Raw genomic sequence first — 21,411 nt, forward strand, 5'->3', positions numbered from 1 at the left:
CGGCAGGTTAAACTCACGCCCTGAACAGCTAACGCAAAAAGACACCACGGATGGGCATTCAAACCGCAGCGGCCAATGACGTCGCACAACACACGCCGATGATGCAGCAGTACCTGCGCATCAAGGCGGATCATCCGGGCACGCTGGTGTTCTACCGGATGGGCGACTTCTACGAACTCTTTTTCGAAGACGCGGAAAAAGCCGCGCGCCTGCTCGATTTAACATTGACGCAGCGCGGCGCGTCGGCGGGCAATCCGATCAAGATGGCCGGTGTGCCCCATCACGCGGTCGAACAGTACCTGGCCAAGCTGGTGAAGCTCGGCGAATCCGTCGCGATTTGCGAACAGATCGGCGATCCGGCTACGTCGAAAGGCCCCGTCGAGCGCAAAGTCATGCGCGTGGTCACGCCGGGCACGCTGACAGACGCAGCACTTCTGTCCGACAAGAGCGACGTCTACCTGATGGCGCTGTGCGTTGCGCATAACCGTCGCGGTGTCGCGACGAGCGTCGGGCTCGCGTGGCTGAATCTGGCGAGCGGCGCTTTGCGCCTCGCCGAAGTTGCACCCGACCAGGTGGCCGCCGCGCTCGAACGGATTCGTCCCGCGGAAATTCTGGTGGCCGATGCACAGACCGACTCAGCGAGCTGGACGCCTCCCGTCAACGCCGGCGCCCTCACCCGCGTGCCGGTCTGGCACTTCGATATCGCCTCGGGCACGCAACGTCTGTGCGACCAACTCGAAGTGGCCGGCCTCGACGGCTTCGGCGCGCATTCGCTGACAGCGGCGTGCGGCGCGGCGGGTGCGCTGCTGCTGTATGCGGCGGCCACGCAAGGCCAGCAACTGCGCCACGTGCGCAGCCTGAAGGTCGAGTACGAATCGGAATATATCGGGCTCGACCCCGCTACGCGCCGCAATCTTGAACTCACGGAAACGCTACGCGGCACCGAATCGCCCACGCTGTGCTCGCTGCTCGACACCTGCTGCACGACGATGGGCAGCCGTCTGTTGCGTCACTGGCTGCACCATCCGCCGCGCGAAGCCGCCGTGGCGCAAGCACGTCAGCAAGCCATCGGCGCATTGCTTGACGCGCCGCCGGGTGCAAGCGTCGATTCTCTGCGCGGTGCGTTGCGGCAGGTCTCAGACATCGAGCGGATTACCGGGCGTCTCGCGCTGCTGTCGGCGCGGCCGCGCGACCTGTCGAGCCTGCGCGATACGTTCATTGCCTTGCCCGAGCTGCGCACGCAACTCGCGGCCGTGTCGTCCAATGCGGATTCGCTGGCGCGTATCGACGCGTCGCTGGAACCGCCGCAAGCGTGCGTCGAGCTGCTTCAGCGTGCAGTCGCGCAGGAGCCGTCCGCCATGGTGCGCGACGGCGGTGTGATCGCTCGCGGCTACGATGCGGAACTCGATGAATTGCGAGACATTTCGGAGAACTGTGGGCAGTTCCTGATCGACCTCGAAACGCGCGAACGCTCCCGCACCGGCATTGGCAATCTGCGCGTCGAGTACAACAAGGTGCACGGCTTCTATATCGAAGTCACGCGCGGCCAGACCGACAAGGTGCCGGACGACTACCGCCGCCGTCAGACGCTGAAAAACGCCGAGCGTTACATCACGCCGGAACTGAAAACGTTCGAAGACAAAGCGCTCTCCGCGCAGGAACGCGCGCTGGCCCGCGAACGCTCGCTTTACGACGCATTGCTGCAAACGCTGCTGCCTTTTATTCCCGACTGCCAACGGGTAGCGGCGGCACTCGCCGAACTCGATCTGCTGGCGGCCTTCGCTGAACGCGCCCGGGCACTCGATTGGGTCGCGCCGACGTTTTCTCCGGATACCGGTATCGAAATCGAACAGGGCCGGCACCCGGTTGTCGAAGCGCAGGTCGAGCAGTTCATCGCTAACGACTGCACGCTCACCCCAGAGCGCAAGCTGCTGCTGATCACCGGTCCGAACATGGGCGGTAAGTCGACCTTCATGCGGCAGACCGCGCTGATCGCCTTGCTGGCGCACGTCGGCAGCTATGTGCCGGCACGGCGCGCCGCATTCGGCCCGATCGATCGCATCTTCACGCGAATCGGCGCCGCGGACGACCTGGCCGGCGGCCGCTCAACCTTCATGGTGGAAATGACGGAAGCGGCGGCGATCCTGAACGACGCGACACCGCAAAGTCTCGTGCTGATGGACGAGATCGGGCGCGGCACGTCGACGTTCGACGGCCTTGCGCTGGCGTGGGCCATCGCGCGGCACCTGCTTTCGCACAACGGCTGTCATACGCTGTTCGCCACCCACTACTTCGAATTGACGCAGTTGCCCGCCGAGTTTCCACACGCGGCCAATGTGCATCTGTCCGCGGTCGAGCATGGGCATGGCATCGTGTTCCTGCATGCGGTCAGCGAAGGTCCCGCGAATCAGAGCTACGGTTTGCAGGTCGCACAACTGGCCGGAGTGCCGAATGCAGTAATCCGCGCAGCCCGCAAGCATCTCGCCCATCTCGAACAGCAATCGGCGGCGCAACCCGCACCGCAACTCGATCTGTTCGCGGCACCGCTGCCCATGCTGCTCGAAGATGCAGACGACGAACGCGGCGACAAGAGAGATTCGGCGGCAGCGTCACCAGCCATGCAGGCGCTCGTCGAACGGCTGCGCGCAATCGATCCGAACGATCTGCGCCCGCGCGAAGCGCTCGATCTGCTGTATGAACTGCACGAGCTGGCCGCCGCGCCGGATGCGGATCATTGACGCACACAGGCCCTCGCAGCACCCGCGCAAATTTTGCGCGGCGCTGAGCGTCGCCCTCACGTTCACGGGCGGCTTTGCGTCGCTCACGGGTCTGGTTTCGCTACTGGCATTTGTCCCGCTCGCGCACGCCGAAACGTCGCGCTATGCGTTCGCGGTCATCGCCAACACGATGCAAAGCCCCGCCGACGAAGCGCCCACGCAACGCCTGATCGAGGCGATCAGCCGCGAGCGCGATATATCGTTCATTGTCTACGACGGTAATCTGAAGGGCGCGAAAGAAGCCTGCCGCGATGCGTTATATGAACGGCGCCATGCGCTGCTCGAAATGGCGCGACCCGCCCTCTTCTTCATTCCGGGCCAGCACGACTGGACTGATTGCGGCACGGCTCAGGCCGGCGGCTTCGACCCGGTCGAGCGGCTCGATCAATTGCGCCAGACCCTGTTCACCGACTCCACGTCGATGGGCCAGAATCCGATCGCATTGACGCGCGAGAGCGAAGTGTCCCGCTTTCGTCCGTTCCGGGAGAACGTGCGCTGGCAAGTCGACGATACCGTGTTTGTCGGTCTGAATGCACCGGGCCCGAACAACCACTACCTGACTGCGGGCGGCCGCAACGGGGAGTTCGAAGATCGCGTGATCGCCAATGCATTCTGGCTCGAGCACGCTGCCGAATACGCTAAACGCCGCGACGCGCGCGCGATTATCGTTTTCATTCAAGGCGACCCCGATCCGGAGCGCTACGAACGGCCCGACCGCTTTGCGTGGCTGCGCTTTACGCGCAACACGCGCCGTGACGGTTTTCTGGAGTTCAAACGTAGCCTCGTCAAACTCGCACAGATTTTTCGCGGACCCGTGCTGGTAATTCATTGCGACGATGAACGCACGAACACCGGCTTCGTGATCGATCAGCCGCTACGCAATGACAAGGGAATGCTGGTGACGAATCTCACGCGTATCGCGATTGCGCCGCATGATCGTCTTAACCAGTGGATTCAGATTGATGCGGATCTCGGCAAGAAACCGCCGTTCCGCGTGAGCGTGCGCGATGTGCCGAGGCAAATGCCGATACCCACGGCACCGCCCGTGCCGCAGCGCGACGAGCCGCCCGCTTCGATGCCGGCGGTACCTGCGTTAGGTCCGGCTTCCGAGTTGCCGCCATTGTTGCCGACACCCGGACAACCGCAATCATTGCAGCAGCAGTCCGGCCAGCCGCAATACAACCCGGCGGACGACGGCAACGGCCAGTATCAACAGTACGGGCCCGCCATGTCCGCCCCGCCCGCTTCAGCCGTCTTGCCGCACACACCGGGCGCGCCTTCAGGCGTTCCCGGCTTGCCCGCAAGCTCAGTGCAGCGTGGGCCCTGATTTTTCGTCGTCGGCTTCGTCGTCATCTTCATCGAGGACTTCGAGGCCGTCGGCGCCATGCGCGTGTTCGTGCTGGATTTCATCTTCGGTAGCCGGACGCACGTCCTTGACGGTCAGCGCAAAACGCAGCGCCATGCCGGCGAGCGGATGGTTGCCGTCGAGCACGACTTTGTCTTCCGCCACGTCGGTCACCACGTAGACGAGCGAATCGAGATCCTCATCGCCTTCTTCCGGCGTGCCTTCGAATTGCATGCCGACTTCAAGCGGTTCCGGGAAGCGATCGCGCGGCTCGATCTTCACGAGATCGGGATCGTACTCACCGAACGCGTCTTGCGGCTCGAGCTGGATCTGGGTCTCGAAGCCGGCCTCATGGCCGTCGAGCTCTTCCTCGATCTTGGGGAACGTGCCATCATAGCCGCCGTGCAGATAGACCATCGGCTCGTCGCTTTCTTCAATCAGATTGCCCTGCGCATCCGACAGCTTGTAAGCGACCGACACGACGGTGTTCTTTGCGATTTTCATTCGATTCTCCAGAATACAACTCACATTATACGATGCCCAAGCGGCCCACTGACCACCCGGCCGATGCAGCTTCGGCACGGAAATCTTCGCCGGCTTCGAAGCCGACGCTCCCTGGCCTGCCGCCCTCTCCCGACACGCCCACGCCGCTGCTCGGCAATCTGACGCCGTCGCAATTCATGCGCCGGTACTGGCAGAAAAAGCCGCTGCTGATCCGTCAGGCGATCCCGAATGTGGAAGCGCCGCTGTCGCGCGACGAGTTTTTCGAGCTCGCCGATCAGGACGAGGTCGAAGCACGTCTGATCACGCACTTTCGCAACAAGTGGCAAATGGAGCACGGCCCGTTCGCGCCGGATGAACTGCCGTCGGTGAAACAGCGCGCCTGGACCCTGCTCGTGCAAGGCGTGGACCTCTACAACGATCGCGCGCGTGCCTTGCTCGATCGCTTCCGTTTCGTGCCGGACGCCCGTCTGGACGACCTGATGATTTCGTATGCGAGCGATGGCGGCGGCGTGGGCCCCCATTTCGATTCCTACGATGTGTTTCTTTTGCAAGTAAAAGGCAAGCGCCGGTGGCGAATCAGTGCGCAGAAAGATCTGACACTCCAGCCCGGTTTGCCTTTGAAAGTTTTACAGCATTTCGAGTCGGAACAGGAATGGCTGCTCGAACCGGGCGACATGTTGTACCTGCCGCCGCATATCGCGCATGACGGTGTTGCCGAAGGTGAATGCATGACCTGCTCGATCGGTTTTCGCGCTCCGTCTGCAGGCGAGTTGACCGCGCAGTTCCTCTACCATCTGGCCGAGCGCGGCGAGTCGGCGGGGCGCCCCAGTGCGCTCTATCGCGACCCGCAACAACCTGCCGTCGACCGTCCGGCGGAGCTGCCCGCTGCATTGGTCGAACGCGTTGGCGCGATCCTTGCTGGCGTTAAATGGAATGAGCAGGACATTGCGTCGTTCCTCGGCACGTACCTTAGCGAACCGAAGCCGAGTGTCGTCTTTGATCCGCCGCAACGACCGCTTAATGAAGCCCGTTTCATCAGTCACGCATCGAAGTCGGGCATCCGGCTCGATCGCAAGACTAATTTGTTGTACAACCGCCGTTTTTTCTTCGTAAATGGAGAGGAAACGCCATTTGATGGCGCAAAAAAGTGGTTGTTTGACCTCGCCGACCATCGGTGTATGAGTGCGAAACGCTTTGTAACACTCTCACACGATTCGTCGGTGACAGCACTACTGCACGAGTGGTATTGTGCGGGCTGGATACAAGTGGGCGAGCTTGCGTAACTCTGCCCGCGTGTTATACCGTACTGTGAAATTTTGTATGAGAAAGACAACGTATTGACCCCGGATTTATGGATTGTCAGTACGAAAGTGCATATAATTTCCGCCCAAGCCGTAGGGAAGATTCTAGCTCGTCAAAAGAGCGTCTCCACCAGCGGCCCAGGTCGGTGTTGGAGCACATTACCGGTATTATTTTGCGCTGTTGCTTACCTTTAACCATAAAAGGACGTGATCATGAAGAAATCCCTCCTCGTAGCATCCCTGTTGGCAGCTGTGGCACTGGCTGCATGCAACAAGAGCAGCGATCAGGCAGCTACGACTGCAGCTAGCGACGCATCGGCTGCTGCCTCGGCACCGGCTGCTGCAGCTTCGGACGCAGCAGTTGCTGCTTCGGGTGCGGCTGCTGCTGCGAGCGATGCTGCTGCTTCGGCTACGGCCGCTGCTTCGGACGCAGGCGCTGCAGCTTCGGCTGCTGCTCCGGCTTCGGGCGCAAGCCAGTAAGCTGTCGCATAGGGTTCGCCTCTGGGCGAAAACTGCATCGGGAAATCACCTCGATTTTCCGGGCAGTAAAGCAAAACGCCACGGATTCACATCCGTGGCGTTTTGTCATTTAAGCGCCGCTTTTACAACGGCATGCATTTAATCGCCTATTGAACAGGCGTTCCGTTCTCTTCGAAGAACTCACGCACGACTTCGATCTCACGTGTGCGCTTGAATGGCGGCAGGCTCTGCCATATACGGCGCCCATACGGCTTGTCGACAAGACGTGTGTCGCAGATCATCAGCACGCCACGATCGGTTTCAGCGCGGATCAGACGGCCCGCGCCCTGCTTGAGCGTAATCACAGCCTGCGGCAACTGATGGACCGCAAACGGGCTCAGTCCCTTCTTCGTCAGTGCATCCAGACGCGCCGACAACACCGGGTCATCGGGCGGCGCAAACGGCAGCTTGTCGATCACGACCAGCGAGAGCGCGTCGCCACGCACGTCCACGCCTTCCCAGAAGCTCTGGCTGCCCACCAGAATCGCATTGCCGTACGCACGGAAGCGGTCGAGCAACTCGGTGCGGCTCGCGTCGCCCTGCACCAGCAGCGGATAGTCCCAACCACGCGCTTCAATGGTGTCGCGCAACTTGGTCGAGATGCGGTCCACCGCGCGCAACGTCGTGCACAACATGAATACGCCACCGCCCGAGGCTTCGATCGCCGGCAATGCGGCGTCGAACACGGCGTCGGTAAACGTCGGCGACGAAGGCTGGGGCAAGTTGCGCGGCACGTACAGGAGCCCTTGCGTCGGATAGTCGAAGGGGCTCGGCAGCGTCATCGAACGTTTTGCGTTCAGGCCCATCTGCGCCGCATAGTGCGTGAAGTCGCCCCGCACCGACAATGTCGCCGACGTGAAGATCCACGCGCGCGGCACGCCGGCACGCTGCTTCGCGAAGATCGGCGCAACCGACAGCGGCGTTTCGTGCAACTGCACCGTGTGCGAGAAGACTTCAATCCAGCGCACCTTTTCGTTCGGATCGGCACGCTCGGCCTTGGCGTCCGCCGGAGCGGCTTCAGCGGCTGCGCGCTCGGTCTCGGTGGGCGGTGTCGTCCAGCCCGCCAGCACGCCTTGCAACTCGCGCGCGCGGCGCAAACAGGCGCCGATCGATTCGGCGCGCTCGGCCTGGCTCGCTAACGCGGAAGTCAATGCGTCGAGCTCGGTCTCGAGTGTTTCGAGCGCGGGGAACAACGGATGATCGTCGGGCAACTGGCCTATCGACAAGCGCACCGAGTCTTCCTTGAAAGCGAGCCGCACGTCGCGCGCCGCGCGCTCGAGCGTCGCGCCGAGCTTCACCCAGTCAACCGACTCGCGCGCGTGGCCGAGACCCTCCGCCACGCAATCGCGCGCGAGCTCGAGAAATTGCGTAGTGGAAAGCGTCTCGCCGAAAAACAGCGTCGCGGTTTCCGGCAGTTGATGCGCTTCGTCGAAGACAATCGTGTTCGCCGTAGGCAGCAATTCAGCCATGCCGGTATCGCGCAACATGATGTCGGCGAAAAACAGATGGTGATTGACCACCACGATGTCGGCCTGCTGCGCCTCGCGGCGCGCCTGCATCACGAAGCACTCCTTGTAGTGCGGGCACTCCTGACCGAGGCAGTTTTCGCGCGTGGACGTGACCATCGACCACACCGCCGCCGTTTCCGGTACGCTCGCGAGCTCCGCCTTGTCACCTGTGCGCGTGATCTTGGCAAAGCGAATGATGTCCTGCAGATACGAGGTTTCCTGGCGCGACGGCAGACGGCCGTTATCCGCCGTGCGCTGCAGATAGTAGTGGCACAGGTAATTCGCGCGTCCCTTGAGCATCGCCACCGAGACCGGTACGGCGAGCGCATCGCGCACAGTCGGAATGTCGCGCTGAAAGAGCTGATCCTGCAAATGCTTGGTGCCGGTGGACACGATCACCTTGCCGCCCCACAACATGGCTGGCACGAGATACGCGTAGGTCTTGCCGGTGCCTGTACCCGCCTCCACGATCAGCGTGTTTTCGCTGCCGTCGAGACCGTTCGATTCCCCGGTTTCGGGGCTATCGGCCGCCGCATCCGCGCCTGGTGCCTGCAAACGCCGCGCTGGACGCTTTTGCGCTTCGAACATAGCAGGTTCGGGCATGGCACGACCCGACGCTTCCATGGCAGCCGCGACGGCGCGCGACATCTCGATCTGCGACGCGCGTGAGCGATAGCCGTCGATCTGACGGGCGAGCAGGCCGTTGTCGGCGAAGATATCGTCCAGTTCGGCGGCGCGGCGCGGATTCAATGACGCGGAGAGCGCCGACGCGGGAGCACGCGGCACCGGAGTGCCGGCCACCGGAGCGCCGGCCGCAGAAGCGTCGTCGCCCGCCGTGGCGCGTGGTGAAGTTTCAAGCGGTGAATTCAAGGCAAGCGTTTCCTGCAAAGTCCGGCGCGCGCGGCGCGACCCGGCGCCTGCCAGGCCGCGAACTCAGGCGCGTGCGTCCGGTTCGAGCTGCAATTGCAGCAAGATGATGGTGTCCTTGACTTTGAGTTTGCGCTTTTTCAGGCGCTGCAACTCGAAGTCGTCGATGCCGGGCTCATCCGACATTCGGTCGATCAAGCGATCGAGCCCACTATGCTCCGATTCCAGTTGCAGGATACGGTCGCGAAGTGTGTCAGCGGTGATGACGTGATGTTGATCGCGCATGCTCGCCTCCTCTCGTAAGCGGCACAGACTGCGTGGCGCAGCCCGATGCCTGAGGTTGCTGTCCGGCTTAAAACGCGTACGACGACTGCCTGGCTACTACCCTACCAGAACCGCTACAGCACACCTACTGTTGTTGCTGTTGCTGCTTCTGCTGTTCTTCAAGTTGCTGTTGCTGTTTCAACTGGTCCTGACGTTTCTGCTCGGCTTTCTCGGCCGCCTGCTTCTGGCGCGCTTCAACGTCGGCTTTGTGCTGCACCGCATCGGCTTGCTTCTTCTCGAAGCTCTGCTGCTTGTCCACCCGCTCCTGCGCCTTTTGCGCACCCTGCTGACGCGCTTCTTCGAGCTTGCGCTGGAAATCGTCCTGCTTCTGATCGTACGCCTGGGTGTTGGCTGCGGCTTGCGACGGGTTGATGCCGCGCTGCGCCTGATCCAGCGCATGCTGTTGCTGCTTCTGCTGATACGCTTGAGCATTGGCGGCGCGTTGCGGCGCCTCGGCCGTACGCTGCGCCTGATCGAGCTGATGCTGGCGCTGCTTTTCCTGGTAGGCTTGTGCGTTACGCGCGTCGTCAGCGGCGCGTTGCGGCGCGCCAGCTTCATCTTGTGCACGTTTGAGAGCTGCCTGCTCGTCACGCTCGCGGGCGCGCTGGACCCGCTGCTCGCCGTCGAGCGCGAGCTGTTCCTTGCGAATGTCGGCCTGCACCGAGCGCATGCTGTCACGCGCCTTGTTCAGACAGTAGTTGACGAGAAACTTACTGTAGCAATCGTGTTCGGCAACCGCGTAACGGTAGTTGTTTTCCTCGGTGCGCTGATCCAGGACCTTCTGCCGCGCGTCGAATGCGCTGTCGGGCGATGTCGCGCTGTCAGCATTTCCGGCGTTGCCGGCATTATCCGCACTAGTCGCACTAGTCCCATTACCTGCACCCGTGCCCGTGCCGTTCATGGTGCCCATTGCTGGCGCAGCGCTTGCTGCCCGCGCAGCCGAAGCGCTTTCCGGCGAGAGACTGCCGGCGGCCTCGAGCGGAGCGGCCGATTGTGCCGCGGCCGGTGCGGACACGGCTAGCGCGGCGGCCATAACGCACGAGGCGCACGACGCAAAAAACATCCCATTGGACGGCAACGCTGACCTGAGCACGGACCGCGACGCCCACACCGACGACATGAGCGGCATCAGCGACCCTATCGACGTAAGCGGCGAGCGCGCCAAACGCGGCGACAAAAAAGACGGCAGTTGTGACAAGCGAGAGACCAAGCGGGAGCCCAGGCGGTTGAGGGACAAGGAGGTAGGCAACGTCGTAAATGGCCAACGGAACATGCCCGAAATTCTATCACCCTGCGGTTGAGCCCTTTGGCATTTATGGCAAAATGCCCCGCTCCAGCAACCTGGTCGCAGCGCGCACGCCCAGCGTGCACCGGCGTGCCCGAGGTGGGCCCGGCCCGTGCCTCGCGTGCCCCATTACCGCGCGACCTTTGATTGAGTAGCAGGAACACCAGGACCTTATGACGGAAACCGTAGCACTCAAGATCGTACAGCGCATCGCCGCCGAACTGTCCGTCCAGCCGCGCCAGGTCGCGGCCGCGGTGCAACTTCTCGACGAAGGAGCGACTGTTCCGTTCATCGCCCGCTACCGGAAGGAAGTGACCGACAATCTCGACGACACGCAACTGCGTAATCTCGAAGAGCGCCTGCTCTATCTGCGCGAGCTGGAAGACCGGCGCGCCACGATCCTCGCGAGTATCGACGAACAGGGCAAGCTCACCGACGAGTTACGCACCGCGATCGAAGGCGCCGACAGCAAGCAGGTGCTGGAAGACCTGTATCTCCCGTATAAACCGAAGCGCCGCACACGCGCGCAGATTGCCCGCGAAGCCGGCCTGCAGCCGCTCGCCGACGCGCTGCTCGCAAATCCGCTGCTCGACCCGCAAACCGAAGCCGCCGCCTACGTGGACGCCGAAAAAGGCGTTGCTGACATCAAGGCCGCGCTCGACGGCGCGCGCGACATCCTCTCGGAACAATTCGGCGAAACCGCGGATCTGCTCGGCAAGCTGCGCGACTACCTGTTCAACCAGGGCGTGGTGTCGTCGAAAGTGGTCGAAGGCAAGGAAAACGCGGAAGAAGAGAAATTCCGCGACTACTACGACTACGCGGAAACCATCCGTACCGTGCCGTCGCATCGCGCGCTGGCCCTGTTCCGCGGCCGCAATGCGGGCGTGCTGATGGTCAAGCTGGGCCTCGGCGAAGAACTGGACGCGCAGGTGCCGCATCCGGGCGAAGCGTTGATCGCGCGCCACTTCGGCATCGCCAATCAGAACCGCCCGGCCGACAAGTGGCTCTCCGACGTGTGCCGCTGGTGCTGGCGCGTGAAGGTGCAGCCGCACATCGAAAACGAATTGCTGACCAATCTGCGCGATGAAGCCGAACACGAAGCAATTCGCGTGTTCGCCCGCAACCTGAAGGACCTGCTGCTCGCCGCGCCCGCCGGGCCGAAGGCCGTGATCGGCCTCGATCCTGGCATGCGCACCGGCGTGAAAGTCGCGGTGGTCGACCGGACCGGCAAGGTGCTCGCCACCGACGTGATCTATCCGCACGAGCCGCGTCGCGACTGGGACGGCTCGATCGCCAAGCTCGCGCGCCTGTGCGCGCAGACGCAGGCCGAGCTGATCAGTATCGGCAACGGCACGGCGTCGCGTGAGACGGACAAGCTCGCGAGCGAACTGATTGCGCGGCATCCGGAATTCAAGCTGCAGAAGATCGTGGTGTCGGAAGCCGGCGCGTCGGTGTACTCGGCGTCCGAGATCGCGGCGAAGGAATTCCCGGACATGGACGTGACGCTGCGTGGCGCGGTATCGATCGCGCGGCGTCTGCAGGACCCGCTCGCGGAGCTGGTGAAGATCGAGCCGAAGGCGATCGGCGTCGGCCAGTATCAGCACGACGTGAATCAGCGCGAACTGGCCCGCTCGCTCGACGCGGTGGTCGAGGATTGTGTAAACGCGGTCGGCGTGGATGCCAATACGGCCTCGGTCGCGTTGCTCGCGCGCGTGTCGGGTCTGAACGCAACGCTGGCGCGCAACATCGTCGATTATCGCGATGCAAATGGTCCGTTCCCCTCGCGCGAACATCTGCGCAAAGTGCCGCGCCTCGGCGACAAGACCTTCGAACAGGCCGCCGGATTCCTACGCATCAACAATGGCGAGAATCCGCTCGACCGCTCGTCGGTTCACCCGGAAGCCTATCCGGTCGTGGAACGCATGCTCGCGCAGATCAGCAAGCATGTCGGCGAAGTGCTCGGTAATCGCGATGCGCTGCGCGGCCTGTCGCCGGCGGAATTCGTCGACGAACGTTTCGGCCTGCCGACCGTGCGCGACATTCTGCTGGAACTCGAAAAACCGGGCCGCGACCCGCGCCCCGAGTTCAAGACCGCGACCTTCCGTGAAGGCGTCGAGAAGGTCAGCGACCTGATGCCGGGCATGGTGCTCGAAGGCGTCGTGACGAACGTGGCGGCCTTCGGTGCGTTTATCGATATCGGCGTGCATCAGGACGGCCTGGTGCACGTGTCGGCCATGTCGACGAAGTTCATCAAAGACCCGCACGAAGTGGTCAAAGCCGGTCAGATCGTCAAGGTGAAGGTGCTGGAAGTCGACGTGAAGCGCCAGCGTATTGCGCTGACCATGCGTCTGGACGACGAGTTCGGCGCGGCAGCGAGCACAGCGCGCAGCGGTGGCGGCGCCCAGCAGGATCGCGGCCGCCCGGGCACCGGTGGACGCGGCGCGCAGCAACAGCGCTCCCGTGAACCGGAAGCAGGCGGCGCAATGGCCGCTGCATTCGCCAAGCTCAAGCAGAAGTAAGCGGGTTCGTCGGTGCGTCGGTGCGTGATGGAATGGCGCGCCGACGTTCGCGAGACTGACTGAGCAGCAAAATGAGCGGCAAAAAAAACCCACGCAATCGCGTGGGTTTTTTTATTACCGGTCGTTTAGCGTGCCTCGCTATGCAAGGCGCTTACGAACCTGCGTCCGTGCTCAAATCTCGATCTTCGTTCCCAATTCCACCACCCGATTGGCGGGAATACTGAAGAAGTCCGTCGGCTTGGCGGCGTTCTGATGCATCCACGCGAACACCCGCTCACGCCACACCGACATGCCCGGCAACTGGGTCGGCACGACCGTTTCACGGGCGAGGAAGAACGACGTATCCATCAACTCGAACGTCATGTCGTGCGTGCGGCCGACTTCCTGCAACACGGCCTTCACGTCAGGCGTTTCGTTGAAACCGTATGCCGCCTTGACGAGGAACAGGCCGCCATCGAGATCCTTCACCGTCACGCGTTCCGCATCTTTCACATACGGGATATCGAGCGTCACGAAGGTCAGGAAAATCGTGCGCTCATGCAGCACCTTGTTGTGCTTCAGGTTGTGCAGCAAGCTCACCGGCACGAGCGAATCGCTGCCCGTCAGATAGATCGCGGTACCCGACACGCGATGCGGTGGATGTGCGAGCAAACCTTGCAGGAAAGGCATCAGCGGAATGCCGTCAGCCGCCGTACGTTCCTTGACGATCATCCTGCCCTTGAACCAGGTCATTAGCAGGAAGAACAGAAGCGCGCCAATGCCAAGCGGCAACCAGCCGCCTTCCGCGACCTTGAGCAGATTGGCGCCGAAAAAGCCCAGGTCGACCACCATGAACACGCCGATGATCATCGCCACGAGGAACTTGTTCCATTTCCACACGTTCACCATCACGACGGCGGCGAGGATCGTGGTGATCACCATGGTCGCCGTCACCGCGATGCCGTACGCGGCGGCGAGGTTATCCGAGCTCTTGAACGCAATCACAATGCACAGAATGATGAACAGCAGCATCCAGTTCACCACCGGCACATAGATCTGGCCGATCGCCAGTTCCGACGTGTGCAGGATCTTCATGCGCGGCACATAGCCGAGCTGGATCGCCTGGCTCGTCAGCGAATAGGCGCCGGAAATCACGGCCTGCGATGCAATCACGGTCGCCACCGTTGACAGCACCACGAGCGGCAGCAGCGCCCAATCCGGCGCGAGCAGGAAGAACGGGTTTTCGATCGCTTTCGGGTCGTGCATCAGCAACGCGCCCTGCCCGAAATAATTCAGTACCAGCGAAGGCATCACGAGGAAGTACCAGGCCATGCGAATTGGCTTGGCGCCAAAGTGCCCCATGTCGGCGTACAGCGCTTCGGCACCGGTCAGCACGAGGACGACCGAGCCGAGCACCACATAGGCCTGCAGCACGTGCGCCGCCATGAAGGTGTAGGCGTAGTACGGGTTCAGTGCGCGAATCACGTTGGGTGACTGCAGGATATGCCACAGGCCCAGTGCGGCAAGCACAAGGAACCACAGCACCATGATCGGACCGAACAGGCGGCCGACGGTGGCCGTTCCGTGCCGCTGAATCCAGAACAGCAGCACGAGGATGACCATTGTGAGCGGCAACACCAGATGGGACAGATTGGGTGCCGCGATCTCCAGACCCTCGACCGCGGAGATCACGGAAATGGCGGGCGTAATCACCGCGTCGCCATAGAACATGCAGGCGCCGAAAATGCCGAGCATCATCAGCAAACCAGCCATCTTCGACTTTTGATCGATCGAGCGCAATGCCAGCGCCATCAACGCGAGGACACCGCCTTCGCCGTTGTTATCGGCACGCATCACGAACAACACGTATTTGACGCCGACCACGATCATGATCGCCCAGAACAGCAGCGAGATCACGCCGAGAATCGATTGATCGGTCAGCGGAATGCCATGTGACGGGCTGAAGGCTTCTTTCAGCGAGTACAACGGGCTCGTGCCGATATCGCCGAATACCACCCCGATCGCGGCAATCGCGAGGGAAGGCAGGGGCTGTTTGTGCACGTGATTGTTATCTGTCATAAACGCGAGAAAATCCGTTCCCTGAGCGGAAAAAACGACCGCTATTTTAAACTGCCCGCCCGGCGCCGCCCGGCTTGTTGTGGATACACCACGTGAATGGTCCGCGAAGTGTAGCACTGCGATTTGGGCACGTCTGCTGCGTCAGATGTTTCACGGGGGCGGATGCGCACGTTCTGCAAGGCACCCTTCGCAAGACACCTACACCGGGCATTGAGCCAAAAAAAAGCGGAGCCCGACCGGGCTCCGCTTTGCAGGCACTGCACGAAATACGACGCGATCGGTACGGCGTCGTAGCTCGCATCACGTACCCGACGACTCCTGCTGCATACCGCGCTTGATCCACGCACCGAGGTTATGCGGACGAACCGTGTCCCATTCCTCGAACGGCTGGTGAATCCACGGATTGGTGGGCAGATACTGCACGTGGTAGTCAGGCTTCACTTTCGAACAGCCCTTGTACCAGAGCACTGCCGAGCGCACTGCGGTAATCGCCGGATAGCGATCTTTCAGATGCTGCTGCACGCGCGCCAGCGTCACGCCGGAATCGACGAGGTCGTCGACCAGCAGCACGTTGCCGTGCAGCTCGCCGCGCGTCATGGTGATGTATTGCGCAATGTCGAGTTCGCCCTGCTCCGTGCCGGCCGCTTCGCGGTACGAACTGGTGGCGAGAATCGCCAGCGGCAGATCGTAAATCCGCGAAAGCTGATCGCCAACGCGCAAACCGCCGCGCGCGAGACACAGGATCTTGTCGAACTTCCAGCCCGACTCGTGCACTTGCAACGCCAGCATTTCGATCAGCCGGTGATACTCGTCCCAGCCGACCCACAGGTTCTTGTCATCGTTGCGCGGATCTTTCATCGCAATCATGGGGACACCCTGAACCATGGCTTAAACCTTGAACGGATGACGAAGCAGAATCGTTTCGTCGCGATCCGGACCAGTCGACACCATGTCGATCGGAATACCCGCGACTTCCTGCACGCGCGTCAGATACGCACGCGCGCTGGCCGGCAGCTTGTCCCATTCGGTGATGCCGACGGTGCTTTCCTTCCAGCCCGCGAAGGTTTCGTACACCGGCACGCAACGCGCGACTTCCGACGCACCACGCGGCAGCAGATCGACAGGCTTGCCGTCGACCGTGTAGCCGACGCACAGCTTCACTTCGTCGACGCCATCGAGCACGTCGAGTTTGGTCATGCACAGCCCCGACACGCCGTTGATCTGAATCGAGCGGCGCAGCGCGGCGGCGTCGAGCCAGCCCGTGCGGCGCGGACGGCCGGTGACCGAACCGAATTCCTTGCCGACGGTGGCCAGTTCGAGACCGATCGCTTCCTGACGCGCGGCGTTATCCGCGTCGTACAGTTCGCTCGGGAACGGGCCCGAACCGACACGCGTGCAGTACGCCTTGGTGATGCCGAGAATGTAGTTCAGCTTTTGCGGACCGACGCCCGCACCCGCGGTGGCCGCACCGGCTACGCAGTTGCTCGACGTGACATACGGATAGGTGCCGTGGTCGATGTCGAGCAGCGTGCCTTGCGCGCCTTCGAACAGCAGGTTGTTGCCCTTGGCGTTTTCGTCATACAAGCGGCGCGACACGTCAGTCACCATCGGCTTCAGACGGTCGGCATAGCTCAGCATCGTGTCGAGCGTTTGCTGGAAATCGACCGCGTCGACGCCCAGGTACTGGGTCAGCACGAAGTTGTGATAATCGAGATTTTCACGCAGACGTTCGGCGAAACTTTCCGGCTCGAACAGGTCCTGCACGCGCAGACCGCGGCGCGCCACCTTGTCTTCGTAGGCCGGGCCGATGCCGCGGCCGGTGGTGCCGATCTTGGCCGCGCCACGGCGCTTTTCGCGGCCCTGGTCGATGGCAACGTGATACGGCAGAATCAGGGTGGTGGCTTCGGAAATGAACAGGCGATTCTGAACATCGACCCCGGCGGCTTCGAGCTCGCCAATTTCCTTGAACAGCGCTTCCGGCGACAACACGACGCCATTGCCGATGTAGCACGCGACGCCAGGATGCATGATGCCCGACGGAATCAGGCGCAAGATGGTTTTCTTGCCGCCGATGATAAGCGTGTGACCGGCATTGTGACCGCCCTGGAAGCGAACGACGCCTTGAGCGTGGTCCGTCAGCCAGTCGACGATCTTGCCCTTGCCTTCATCACCCCACTGGGTCCCCACAACGACGACGTTGCGTCCGGGGTTCACATTCACTGCGCTGGCAGACATGTTGTTTCGTAAGCTGGTTAAAAACGTATTCTACCTATGTTCGCGGAACCTTCCGAATTTTTCCGTTTCCGCTCAACGGTATGCACGTTATGGTGGGAATATCGAAAATAGCGCGGCGAGGGGCCGCGCCGGGGTTCGGCGACGCTTTGGACGCCTTCTGAAATGCCCTTGGGACGCCCCTCAGGCGGCCATCGACTCGCGCTCAGGGACGCGGTTCGACTACCCACGCGCCGTTGCGCTCGACCAACACGCGGTCGCAGGCGAATTCGTCCAGGTCGTGCTCGTGGCCAGGCAGCGCCTGGATCACGACTTCGCCGGCATCGCGCAGTGCGGCGACACTCACGCGTAGCGCGTCGTCGTGTTGCCACGGCGCGAGAATCGCGCTGCTGCGGGCCTCGACGGGCGAAATACGGGCAACCTCGCGCAGATCGAGCGAGAAGCCGGTGGCCGCGCGAGCGCGACCGTAGGCCTGACCAACGTGGTCGTAACGGCCGCCACGCGCAACCGCATTCGGCACACCGTCGACATACGCCGAGAACATCACGCCGCTGTGGTACGCGTAACCGCGCAAATCGGCCAGGTCGATCATGACTTCGGCGCCTTCCACCTGGCTCGCGAGGAACGCGAGGTCGTCGAGCGCGCGCGCGATAGCCGGTGCGTTCGGCAAGCGAGCGCGGGCTTCGTCGAGCACCGAGGCGTCGCCGTAGAGCGTGGGCAGCGAGCGCAATGCGTCGCGCGTGACAGGGGTGAGATCGGCGGTCAGCTCAACGAGGCGCGGCACATCCTTGCCAGCCAACGCGTCGTAGAGCGATTGACCCAGCTCGGCCGCAGCCGGCTCCGCTTCGATCAGCGCGGCGAGCACGCCTGCATGACACAAATCGAGCCGCACCTTCGCGAGGCCGGCCAGACGCAGCGCGTCGAGCATCAACTGCTGGATTTCCAGATCCGCTTCGAGACCGGCGTGACCGTAGATTTCAGCGCCGATCTGGATCTGCTCACGCGTGGCGTGCAGGCCACGCGGACGCGTATGCGCCACATTGCCGGCATAGCAAAGGCGCGTCACGCCCTGACGATTCAGCAAGTGCGCGTCAATCCGCGCGACCTGCGGCGTAATGTCGGCGCGCAGACCGAGCGTACGTCCCGACATCTGATCGACGAGTTTGAACGTGCGCAGATTCAGATCGTGGCCACCGCCGGTGAGCAGCGACTCGATGTATTCGAGCAGCGGCGGCATCACCATCTCGTAGCCGTACGAGCGGAAGCGGTCCAGCAAATGGCGCCGCAACTCTTCGATCTTGCGGGCTTCCGACGGCAGCACGTCGGCGATATTCTCGGGAAGTAACCAGGTCGACATCGATACAGTCCTACGACGTTGAACACGGCGGCTGGGTGCGCCGGTAAGTGAGTGTGAATGGCGGGCGACAGCTCTATTTTGGCGGCTGTGGCGGGCGTGGGGCTGCTCGTCGCAGTCCCTCAGCCGGCCTTGATCCGCGCCGCAGCGCTCGTTATTGCCACGCGGCTCCAGCAGCGCTTATCGCTAATGCAACGGTACGCCGCGAAGCGTGCCGTGCAAGCGCCCCCTCAGGTCACGATGAACAGCAGGATCAATCCGAGCACCATCACGACCAGCCCGCCAACGCGAATCTGATGCGGGGGCCGTTCCGCAATTTTGCGGAAGGTATCGCGCCAGGCGCTCGGAAAAACGAAGGGAAACATCCCTTCGATAATCAGCATCAATGCGATCGCGAGCAGTAACGAGCCGGCTATGTCCATGCGAATGAAGGGGCCGCGATGCGGATGCCGCGGCGTTCCGGTTATCAGTGTTTGCGCGGTGCCGCGGAAGCGTCCGGGGCGGCGCCGCCGGTCGGGCTACGCATGAAGCGGAAGAACTCGCTGCTCGGGTCGACCACGATCACGTCGCCTGGCTTGAAGGTGTTCTTGTACGCCTGCATGCTTTGATAAAACTGGTAGAACTGCGGGTCGCTGCCATATGCCGCGGCCGCGATTTCCGCTGCCTTGGCGTCGCCCTCGCCCTTGATGGTCTGCGCCTGACGATAGCCGTCCGCGAGAATCGCCTGTTGCTGCCCGACGGCGTCCGCCTTGATCTGGTCGGCCTCGGCCGTACCCTTCGCACGCTCGTCGGCCGCCGCCTGCTCGCGTGCGGCGATCATGCGCTTGTAGACCGAGTCGGCCATCGCCGCCGGAAAGTCGACGCGCGTGAGTTGCACGTCGAGTACCGAAACGCCCAGCGACGCGGCGGCTTTGTCCATCGCGCCACGGGCTTCATCGGCAACGGCTTGTTGCTTCGCCAGCGCGTCGGTCAGCGTGACCTTGCCGAATGCGTCGCCGAGTGCGCCACGCGACAGCAGCGCGAGGCGATCCGACAGGCTTTGCACATCGCCCTTGGTTTCGGCGAGCAGCTTCAGCGGGTCGGTCACGCGGTATTTGATGACCGGGTTGGCCAGCAGATCTGTTTTGTCCGACGTGACGTAGCGATCTTCATCCGGCGCGTCGAGTGACTGGATGCGGTTATCGACCAGCGTGACAGTTTGCAACGGCGGCGGCAGCTTCACGTGGAGGCCCGGGCCCAGCAATTCGGGCGCTGTGTCGCCATGCGAGGACAGCACGGCCATATGCCGCTGGTCGACCACGAATACCATCGACGACGCGGCAAACAGCACGATGACTAAGGCAACGACGAGCGCAATGATCTTGTTCATGATGTGCGCTCCTTATTGAACGTCGTCTTCACGCATACGGCTGCGGAAGGAGTCGCGTGAACGGAGTGCGTCGCTGCTGGCTGCAGCCTGGCTGGCAGGCGTCGCAACCGCGGCGGGTGTGGAAGCAGCGGCAGAAGGCGCGGCGGCCGACGGTGCAGCCGTGCTTGTGTCTTGCGGGGCGGCAGCACCCGCCGCAGTGGCAGTGGCGGCGCCGGAGGCGGCCGCTGCAGCGTCGGCAACGCGCTGACGCGTCTGCTCGACCAGCTTGTCGAGCGGCAGATACAGCACGTTGTTGCCGCTCTTGCTGTCCACAAACACCTTGGTCGTATTCGAATAGATCTGCTGCATGGTTTCCAGGTACATACGCTCGCGAATCACAGCGGGCGCTTTCGAGTACTGCGCGTAGACCTGCTTGAAGCGTTCAGCGTCGCCTTGCGCCTGGGCCACGGTCTTGTCGCTATACGTTTTCGCTTCGTCGATCTGACGCGCGACGTCGGCTTGTGCGCGCGGCAGCAGTTCGGCCGCGTAAGCCTGCGCCTCACGTTTGGCGCGCTCGTTGTCCTGACGCACCTTGGCGGCATTGTCGAAAGCGGCTTGCACCTGGTCTGGCACCTGCACGCCCTGAATCGTGACACCCGTCACGGTAAGGCCGGACTGGTCTTCATCCAGGGATTGCTGAATCGACGCCGTCAGTTGCTGGCGAATTGCTTCGCGATCCTGATAGAGGATGTCGTTGGTGCTACGCGCGCCGACGATGCCGCGCACCGCTGCCTGCGCAGCCTGCATGACGCTCTGATCGGGATCGACGCTGCGGAAAAGGTAATCGGTCGGTTTGCTCACCTGGTACTGCACGGCAAAGCGCACGTCGACGATATCGGCGTCGTGCGTGAGCATCGACGCATCCTTCACGTTGGCAAGACGCACCACGTTGTTACGGCCGATCTCCACCTGGCGGATCTGGCTGATATTGACGAGCTCATGTGCTTCGAACGGATACGGCAGGCGCCAATGCACGCCCTGCCCCGCCGTATAGCGATACTTGCCGAACTGCATCACGACGCCGGCCTGGCCATCCTGCACGACGAACACGCCGCTGCCGAGATAGATCGCGATCAACACGCCGATCACAATGCCCACGCCGATGCGCGCACCGCGACCGTTGTCCGGGCGGCCACCGCCCCCTGCACCGCCGCCCTTGCGACCGAACACCCGGCTCAAACGGCGGTTGAAATCGCGCCACATCTCGTCGAGATCGGGCGGTCCTTCACCGTCCTTGGTCGGCGGACGCTTGGGTTCGTTGGGCCGTTGGCGCTCGCCATTGCCATTGCCGTCGCCCCGGCCCCAGCGCGGATCGTTCAGTGAAAACATGGCGCGCATGCGCAGCCAGATACTCCGCTCGTTGTAATCGTTCACCTGTGTTCGTTCACCAGAGTAGACAGCGGGTCAGTG

General features: G+C 62.6%; 17 protein-coding genes. 6 read left to right on the forward strand and 11 right to left on the reverse strand.

Annotation, left to right across the window (positions count from 1 at the left end):
- Positions 1 to 50: 50 nt before the first annotated feature.
- Both mutS and PQR67_RS03630 read left to right on the forward strand, forming a co-directional pair.
- The gene (gene mutS, locus PQR67_RS03625; protein ID WP_408454544.1) at positions 51 to 2,738 is read left to right on the forward strand and encodes a DNA mismatch repair protein MutS; all 2,688 of its coding nucleotides are present in this window, start codon (positions 51 to 53) and stop codon (positions 2,736 to 2,738) included.
- Positions 2,725 to 4,104 carry a hypothetical protein gene (locus PQR67_RS03630; protein ID WP_408454827.1) on the forward strand — a complete coding sequence of 460 codons (1,380 nt, stop codon included), beginning with the start codon at positions 2,725 to 2,727 and terminating at the stop codon, positions 4,102 to 4,104. Before mutS ends, PQR67_RS03630 begins: the two co-directional genes overlap by 14 nt.
- On the opposite strand, the gene PQR67_RS03635 is transcribed toward PQR67_RS03630, so the two are convergent.
- On the reverse strand, positions 4,084 to 4,626 hold the full coding sequence (locus PQR67_RS03635; RefSeq protein ID WP_120343684.1) for an FKBP-type peptidyl-prolyl cis-trans isomerase: 543 nt from the start codon (positions 4,624 to 4,626) through the stop codon (positions 4,084 to 4,086). The genes PQR67_RS03630 and PQR67_RS03635 overlap by 21 nt on opposite strands.
- 32 nt (positions 4,627 to 4,658) lie before the next feature.
- On the opposite strand from PQR67_RS03635, the gene PQR67_RS03640 reads away from it, so the two are divergent.
- Both PQR67_RS03640 and PQR67_RS03645 read left to right on the forward strand, forming a co-directional pair.
- Positions 4,659 to 5,909 (forward strand): JmjC domain-containing protein, encoded by a 1,251-nt coding sequence (locus tag PQR67_RS03640; protein ID WP_408454547.1) that lies wholly within the window; start codon positions 4,659 to 4,661, stop codon positions 5,907 to 5,909.
- Between the two features lie 231 nt (positions 5,910 to 6,140).
- Complete coding sequence (locus PQR67_RS03645) at positions 6,141 to 6,407, forward strand: hypothetical protein (protein ID WP_408454550.1); 267 nt, start codon at positions 6,141 to 6,143, stop codon at positions 6,405 to 6,407.
- A 146-nt stretch (positions 6,408 to 6,553) separates the two neighbouring features.
- Here the strand turns inward: PQR67_RS03645 and yoaA are convergent, their stop codons facing one another.
- The 3 genes from yoaA to PQR67_RS03660 all read right to left on the reverse strand — a co-directional run bounded on the left by yoaA (position 6,554) and on the right by PQR67_RS03660 (position 10,160).
- Positions 6,554 to 8,824, reverse strand: a complete 2,271-nt coding sequence (yoaA, locus tag PQR67_RS03650; protein WP_408454552.1) for a DNA repair helicase YoaA — start codon at positions 8,822 to 8,824, stop codon at positions 6,554 to 6,556.
- A gap of 63 nt (positions 8,825 to 8,887) precedes the next feature.
- Positions 8,888 to 9,106 carry a DUF465 domain-containing protein gene (locus PQR67_RS03655; RefSeq protein ID WP_028199545.1) on the reverse strand — a complete coding sequence of 73 codons (219 nt, stop codon included), beginning with the start codon at positions 9,104 to 9,106 and terminating at the stop codon, positions 8,888 to 8,890.
- A gap of 124 nt (positions 9,107 to 9,230) precedes the next feature.
- Entirely contained in the window at positions 9,231 to 10,160 is a 930-nt protein-coding gene (locus PQR67_RS03660) for a hypothetical protein (protein WP_408454555.1), read from the reverse strand.
- Between PQR67_RS03660 and PQR67_RS03665 the strand changes: the two genes are divergently transcribed.
- Together PQR67_RS03665 and PQR67_RS03670 are read left to right on the forward strand one after the other, a co-directional pair.
- Positions 10,045 to 10,446, forward strand: coding sequence for a hypothetical protein (locus PQR67_RS03665; RefSeq protein ID WP_408454833.1), 402 nt, complete (start codon positions 10,045 to 10,047; stop codon positions 10,444 to 10,446). The two genes, PQR67_RS03660 and PQR67_RS03665, sit on opposite strands and share 116 nt — an antisense overlap.
- 157 nt (positions 10,447 to 10,603) lie before the next feature.
- Positions 10,604 to 12,949: a Tex family protein gene (locus PQR67_RS03670; RefSeq protein ID WP_408454558.1), complete on the forward strand. Its 2,346-nt coding sequence runs from the start codon at positions 10,604 to 10,606 to the stop codon at positions 12,947 to 12,949.
- 171 nt (positions 12,950 to 13,120) lie between these two features.
- Here the strand turns inward: PQR67_RS03670 and PQR67_RS03675 are convergent, their stop codons facing one another.
- From PQR67_RS03675 to hflK, 7 genes are all read right to left on the reverse strand, one after another.
- Entirely contained in the window at positions 13,121 to 15,007 is a 1,887-nt protein-coding gene (locus PQR67_RS03675; protein ID WP_408454561.1) for a potassium transporter Kup, read from the reverse strand.
- A gap of 300 nt (positions 15,008 to 15,307) precedes the next feature.
- Entirely contained in the window at positions 15,308 to 15,892 is a 585-nt protein-coding gene (locus tag PQR67_RS03680) for a phosphoribosyltransferase (RefSeq protein ID WP_408454563.1), read from the reverse strand.
- Between the two features lie 3 nt (positions 15,893 to 15,895).
- Entirely contained in the window at positions 15,896 to 17,242 is a 1,347-nt protein-coding gene (locus PQR67_RS03685) for an adenylosuccinate synthase (protein WP_408454566.1), read from the reverse strand.
- 202 nt (positions 17,243 to 17,444) lie between these two features.
- The gene (locus PQR67_RS03690) at positions 17,445 to 18,596 is read right to left on the reverse strand and encodes an ATP phosphoribosyltransferase regulatory subunit (protein ID WP_408454568.1); all 1,152 of its coding nucleotides are present in this window, start codon (positions 18,594 to 18,596) and stop codon (positions 17,445 to 17,447) included.
- A 227-nt stretch (positions 18,597 to 18,823) separates the two neighbouring features.
- Entirely contained in the window at positions 18,824 to 19,015 is a 192-nt protein-coding gene (locus tag PQR67_RS03695; RefSeq protein WP_054041860.1) for a DUF2065 domain-containing protein, read from the reverse strand.
- Positions 19,016 to 19,059: 44 nt separating this feature from the next.
- Positions 19,060 to 19,962, reverse strand: coding sequence for a protease modulator HflC (gene hflC, locus PQR67_RS03700; RefSeq protein ID WP_408454571.1), 903 nt, complete (start codon positions 19,960 to 19,962; stop codon positions 19,060 to 19,062).
- A gap of 12 nt (positions 19,963 to 19,974) precedes the next feature.
- Positions 19,975 to 21,375 carry an FtsH protease activity modulator HflK gene (gene hflK, locus PQR67_RS03705; protein WP_408454574.1) on the reverse strand — a complete coding sequence of 467 codons (1,401 nt, stop codon included), beginning with the start codon at positions 21,373 to 21,375 and terminating at the stop codon, positions 19,975 to 19,977.
- Positions 21,376 to 21,411 lie beyond the last annotated feature (36 nt).

The organism is Paraburkholderia fungorum (assembly GCF_046026025.1).
Lineage (GTDB): Bacteria > Pseudomonadota > Gammaproteobacteria > Burkholderiales > Burkholderiaceae > Paraburkholderia > Paraburkholderia fungorum_E.

Coding starts and splice junctions, on each gene's coding strand:
- mutS (WP_408454544.1), top strand. CDS start 51: ATGGGCATTCAAACCGCAGCGGCCAATGACGTCGCACAACACACGCCG.
- PQR67_RS03695 (WP_054041860.1), bottom strand. CDS start 19,015: ATGGACATAGCCGGCTCGTTACTGCTCGCGATCGCATTGATGCTGATT.
- PQR67_RS03690 (WP_408454568.1), bottom strand. CDS start 18,596: ATGTCGACCTGGTTACTTCCCGAGAATATCGCCGACGTGCTGCCGTCG.
- hflC (WP_408454571.1), bottom strand. CDS start 19,962: ATGAACAAGATCATTGCGCTCGTCGTTGCCTTAGTCATCGTGCTGTTT.
- PQR67_RS03640 (WP_408454547.1), top strand. CDS start 4,659: ATGCCCAAGCGGCCCACTGACCACCCGGCCGATGCAGCTTCGGCACGG.
- PQR67_RS03645 (WP_408454550.1), top strand. CDS start 6,141: ATGAAGAAATCCCTCCTCGTAGCATCCCTGTTGGCAGCTGTGGCACTG.
- PQR67_RS03680 (WP_408454563.1), bottom strand. CDS start 15,892: ATGGTTCAGGGTGTCCCCATGATTGCGATGAAAGATCCGCGCAACGAT.
- PQR67_RS03685 (WP_408454566.1), bottom strand. CDS start 17,242: ATGTCTGCCAGCGCAGTGAATGTGAACCCCGGACGCAACGTCGTCGTT.
- PQR67_RS03675 (WP_408454561.1), bottom strand. CDS start 15,007: ATGACAGATAACAATCACGTGCACAAACAGCCCCTGCCTTCCCTCGCG.
- PQR67_RS03670 (WP_408454558.1), top strand. CDS start 10,604: ATGACGGAAACCGTAGCACTCAAGATCGTACAGCGCATCGCCGCCGAA.
- PQR67_RS03655 (WP_028199545.1), bottom strand. CDS start 9,106: ATGCGCGATCAACATCACGTCATCACCGCTGACACACTTCGCGACCGT.
- PQR67_RS03665 (WP_408454833.1), top strand. CDS start 10,045: ATGGTGCCCATTGCTGGCGCAGCGCTTGCTGCCCGCGCAGCCGAAGCG.
- PQR67_RS03630 (WP_408454827.1), top strand. CDS start 2,725: ATGCGGATCATTGACGCACACAGGCCCTCGCAGCACCCGCGCAAATTT.
- PQR67_RS03635 (WP_120343684.1), bottom strand. CDS start 4,626: ATGAAAATCGCAAAGAACACCGTCGTGTCGGTCGCTTACAAGCTGTCG.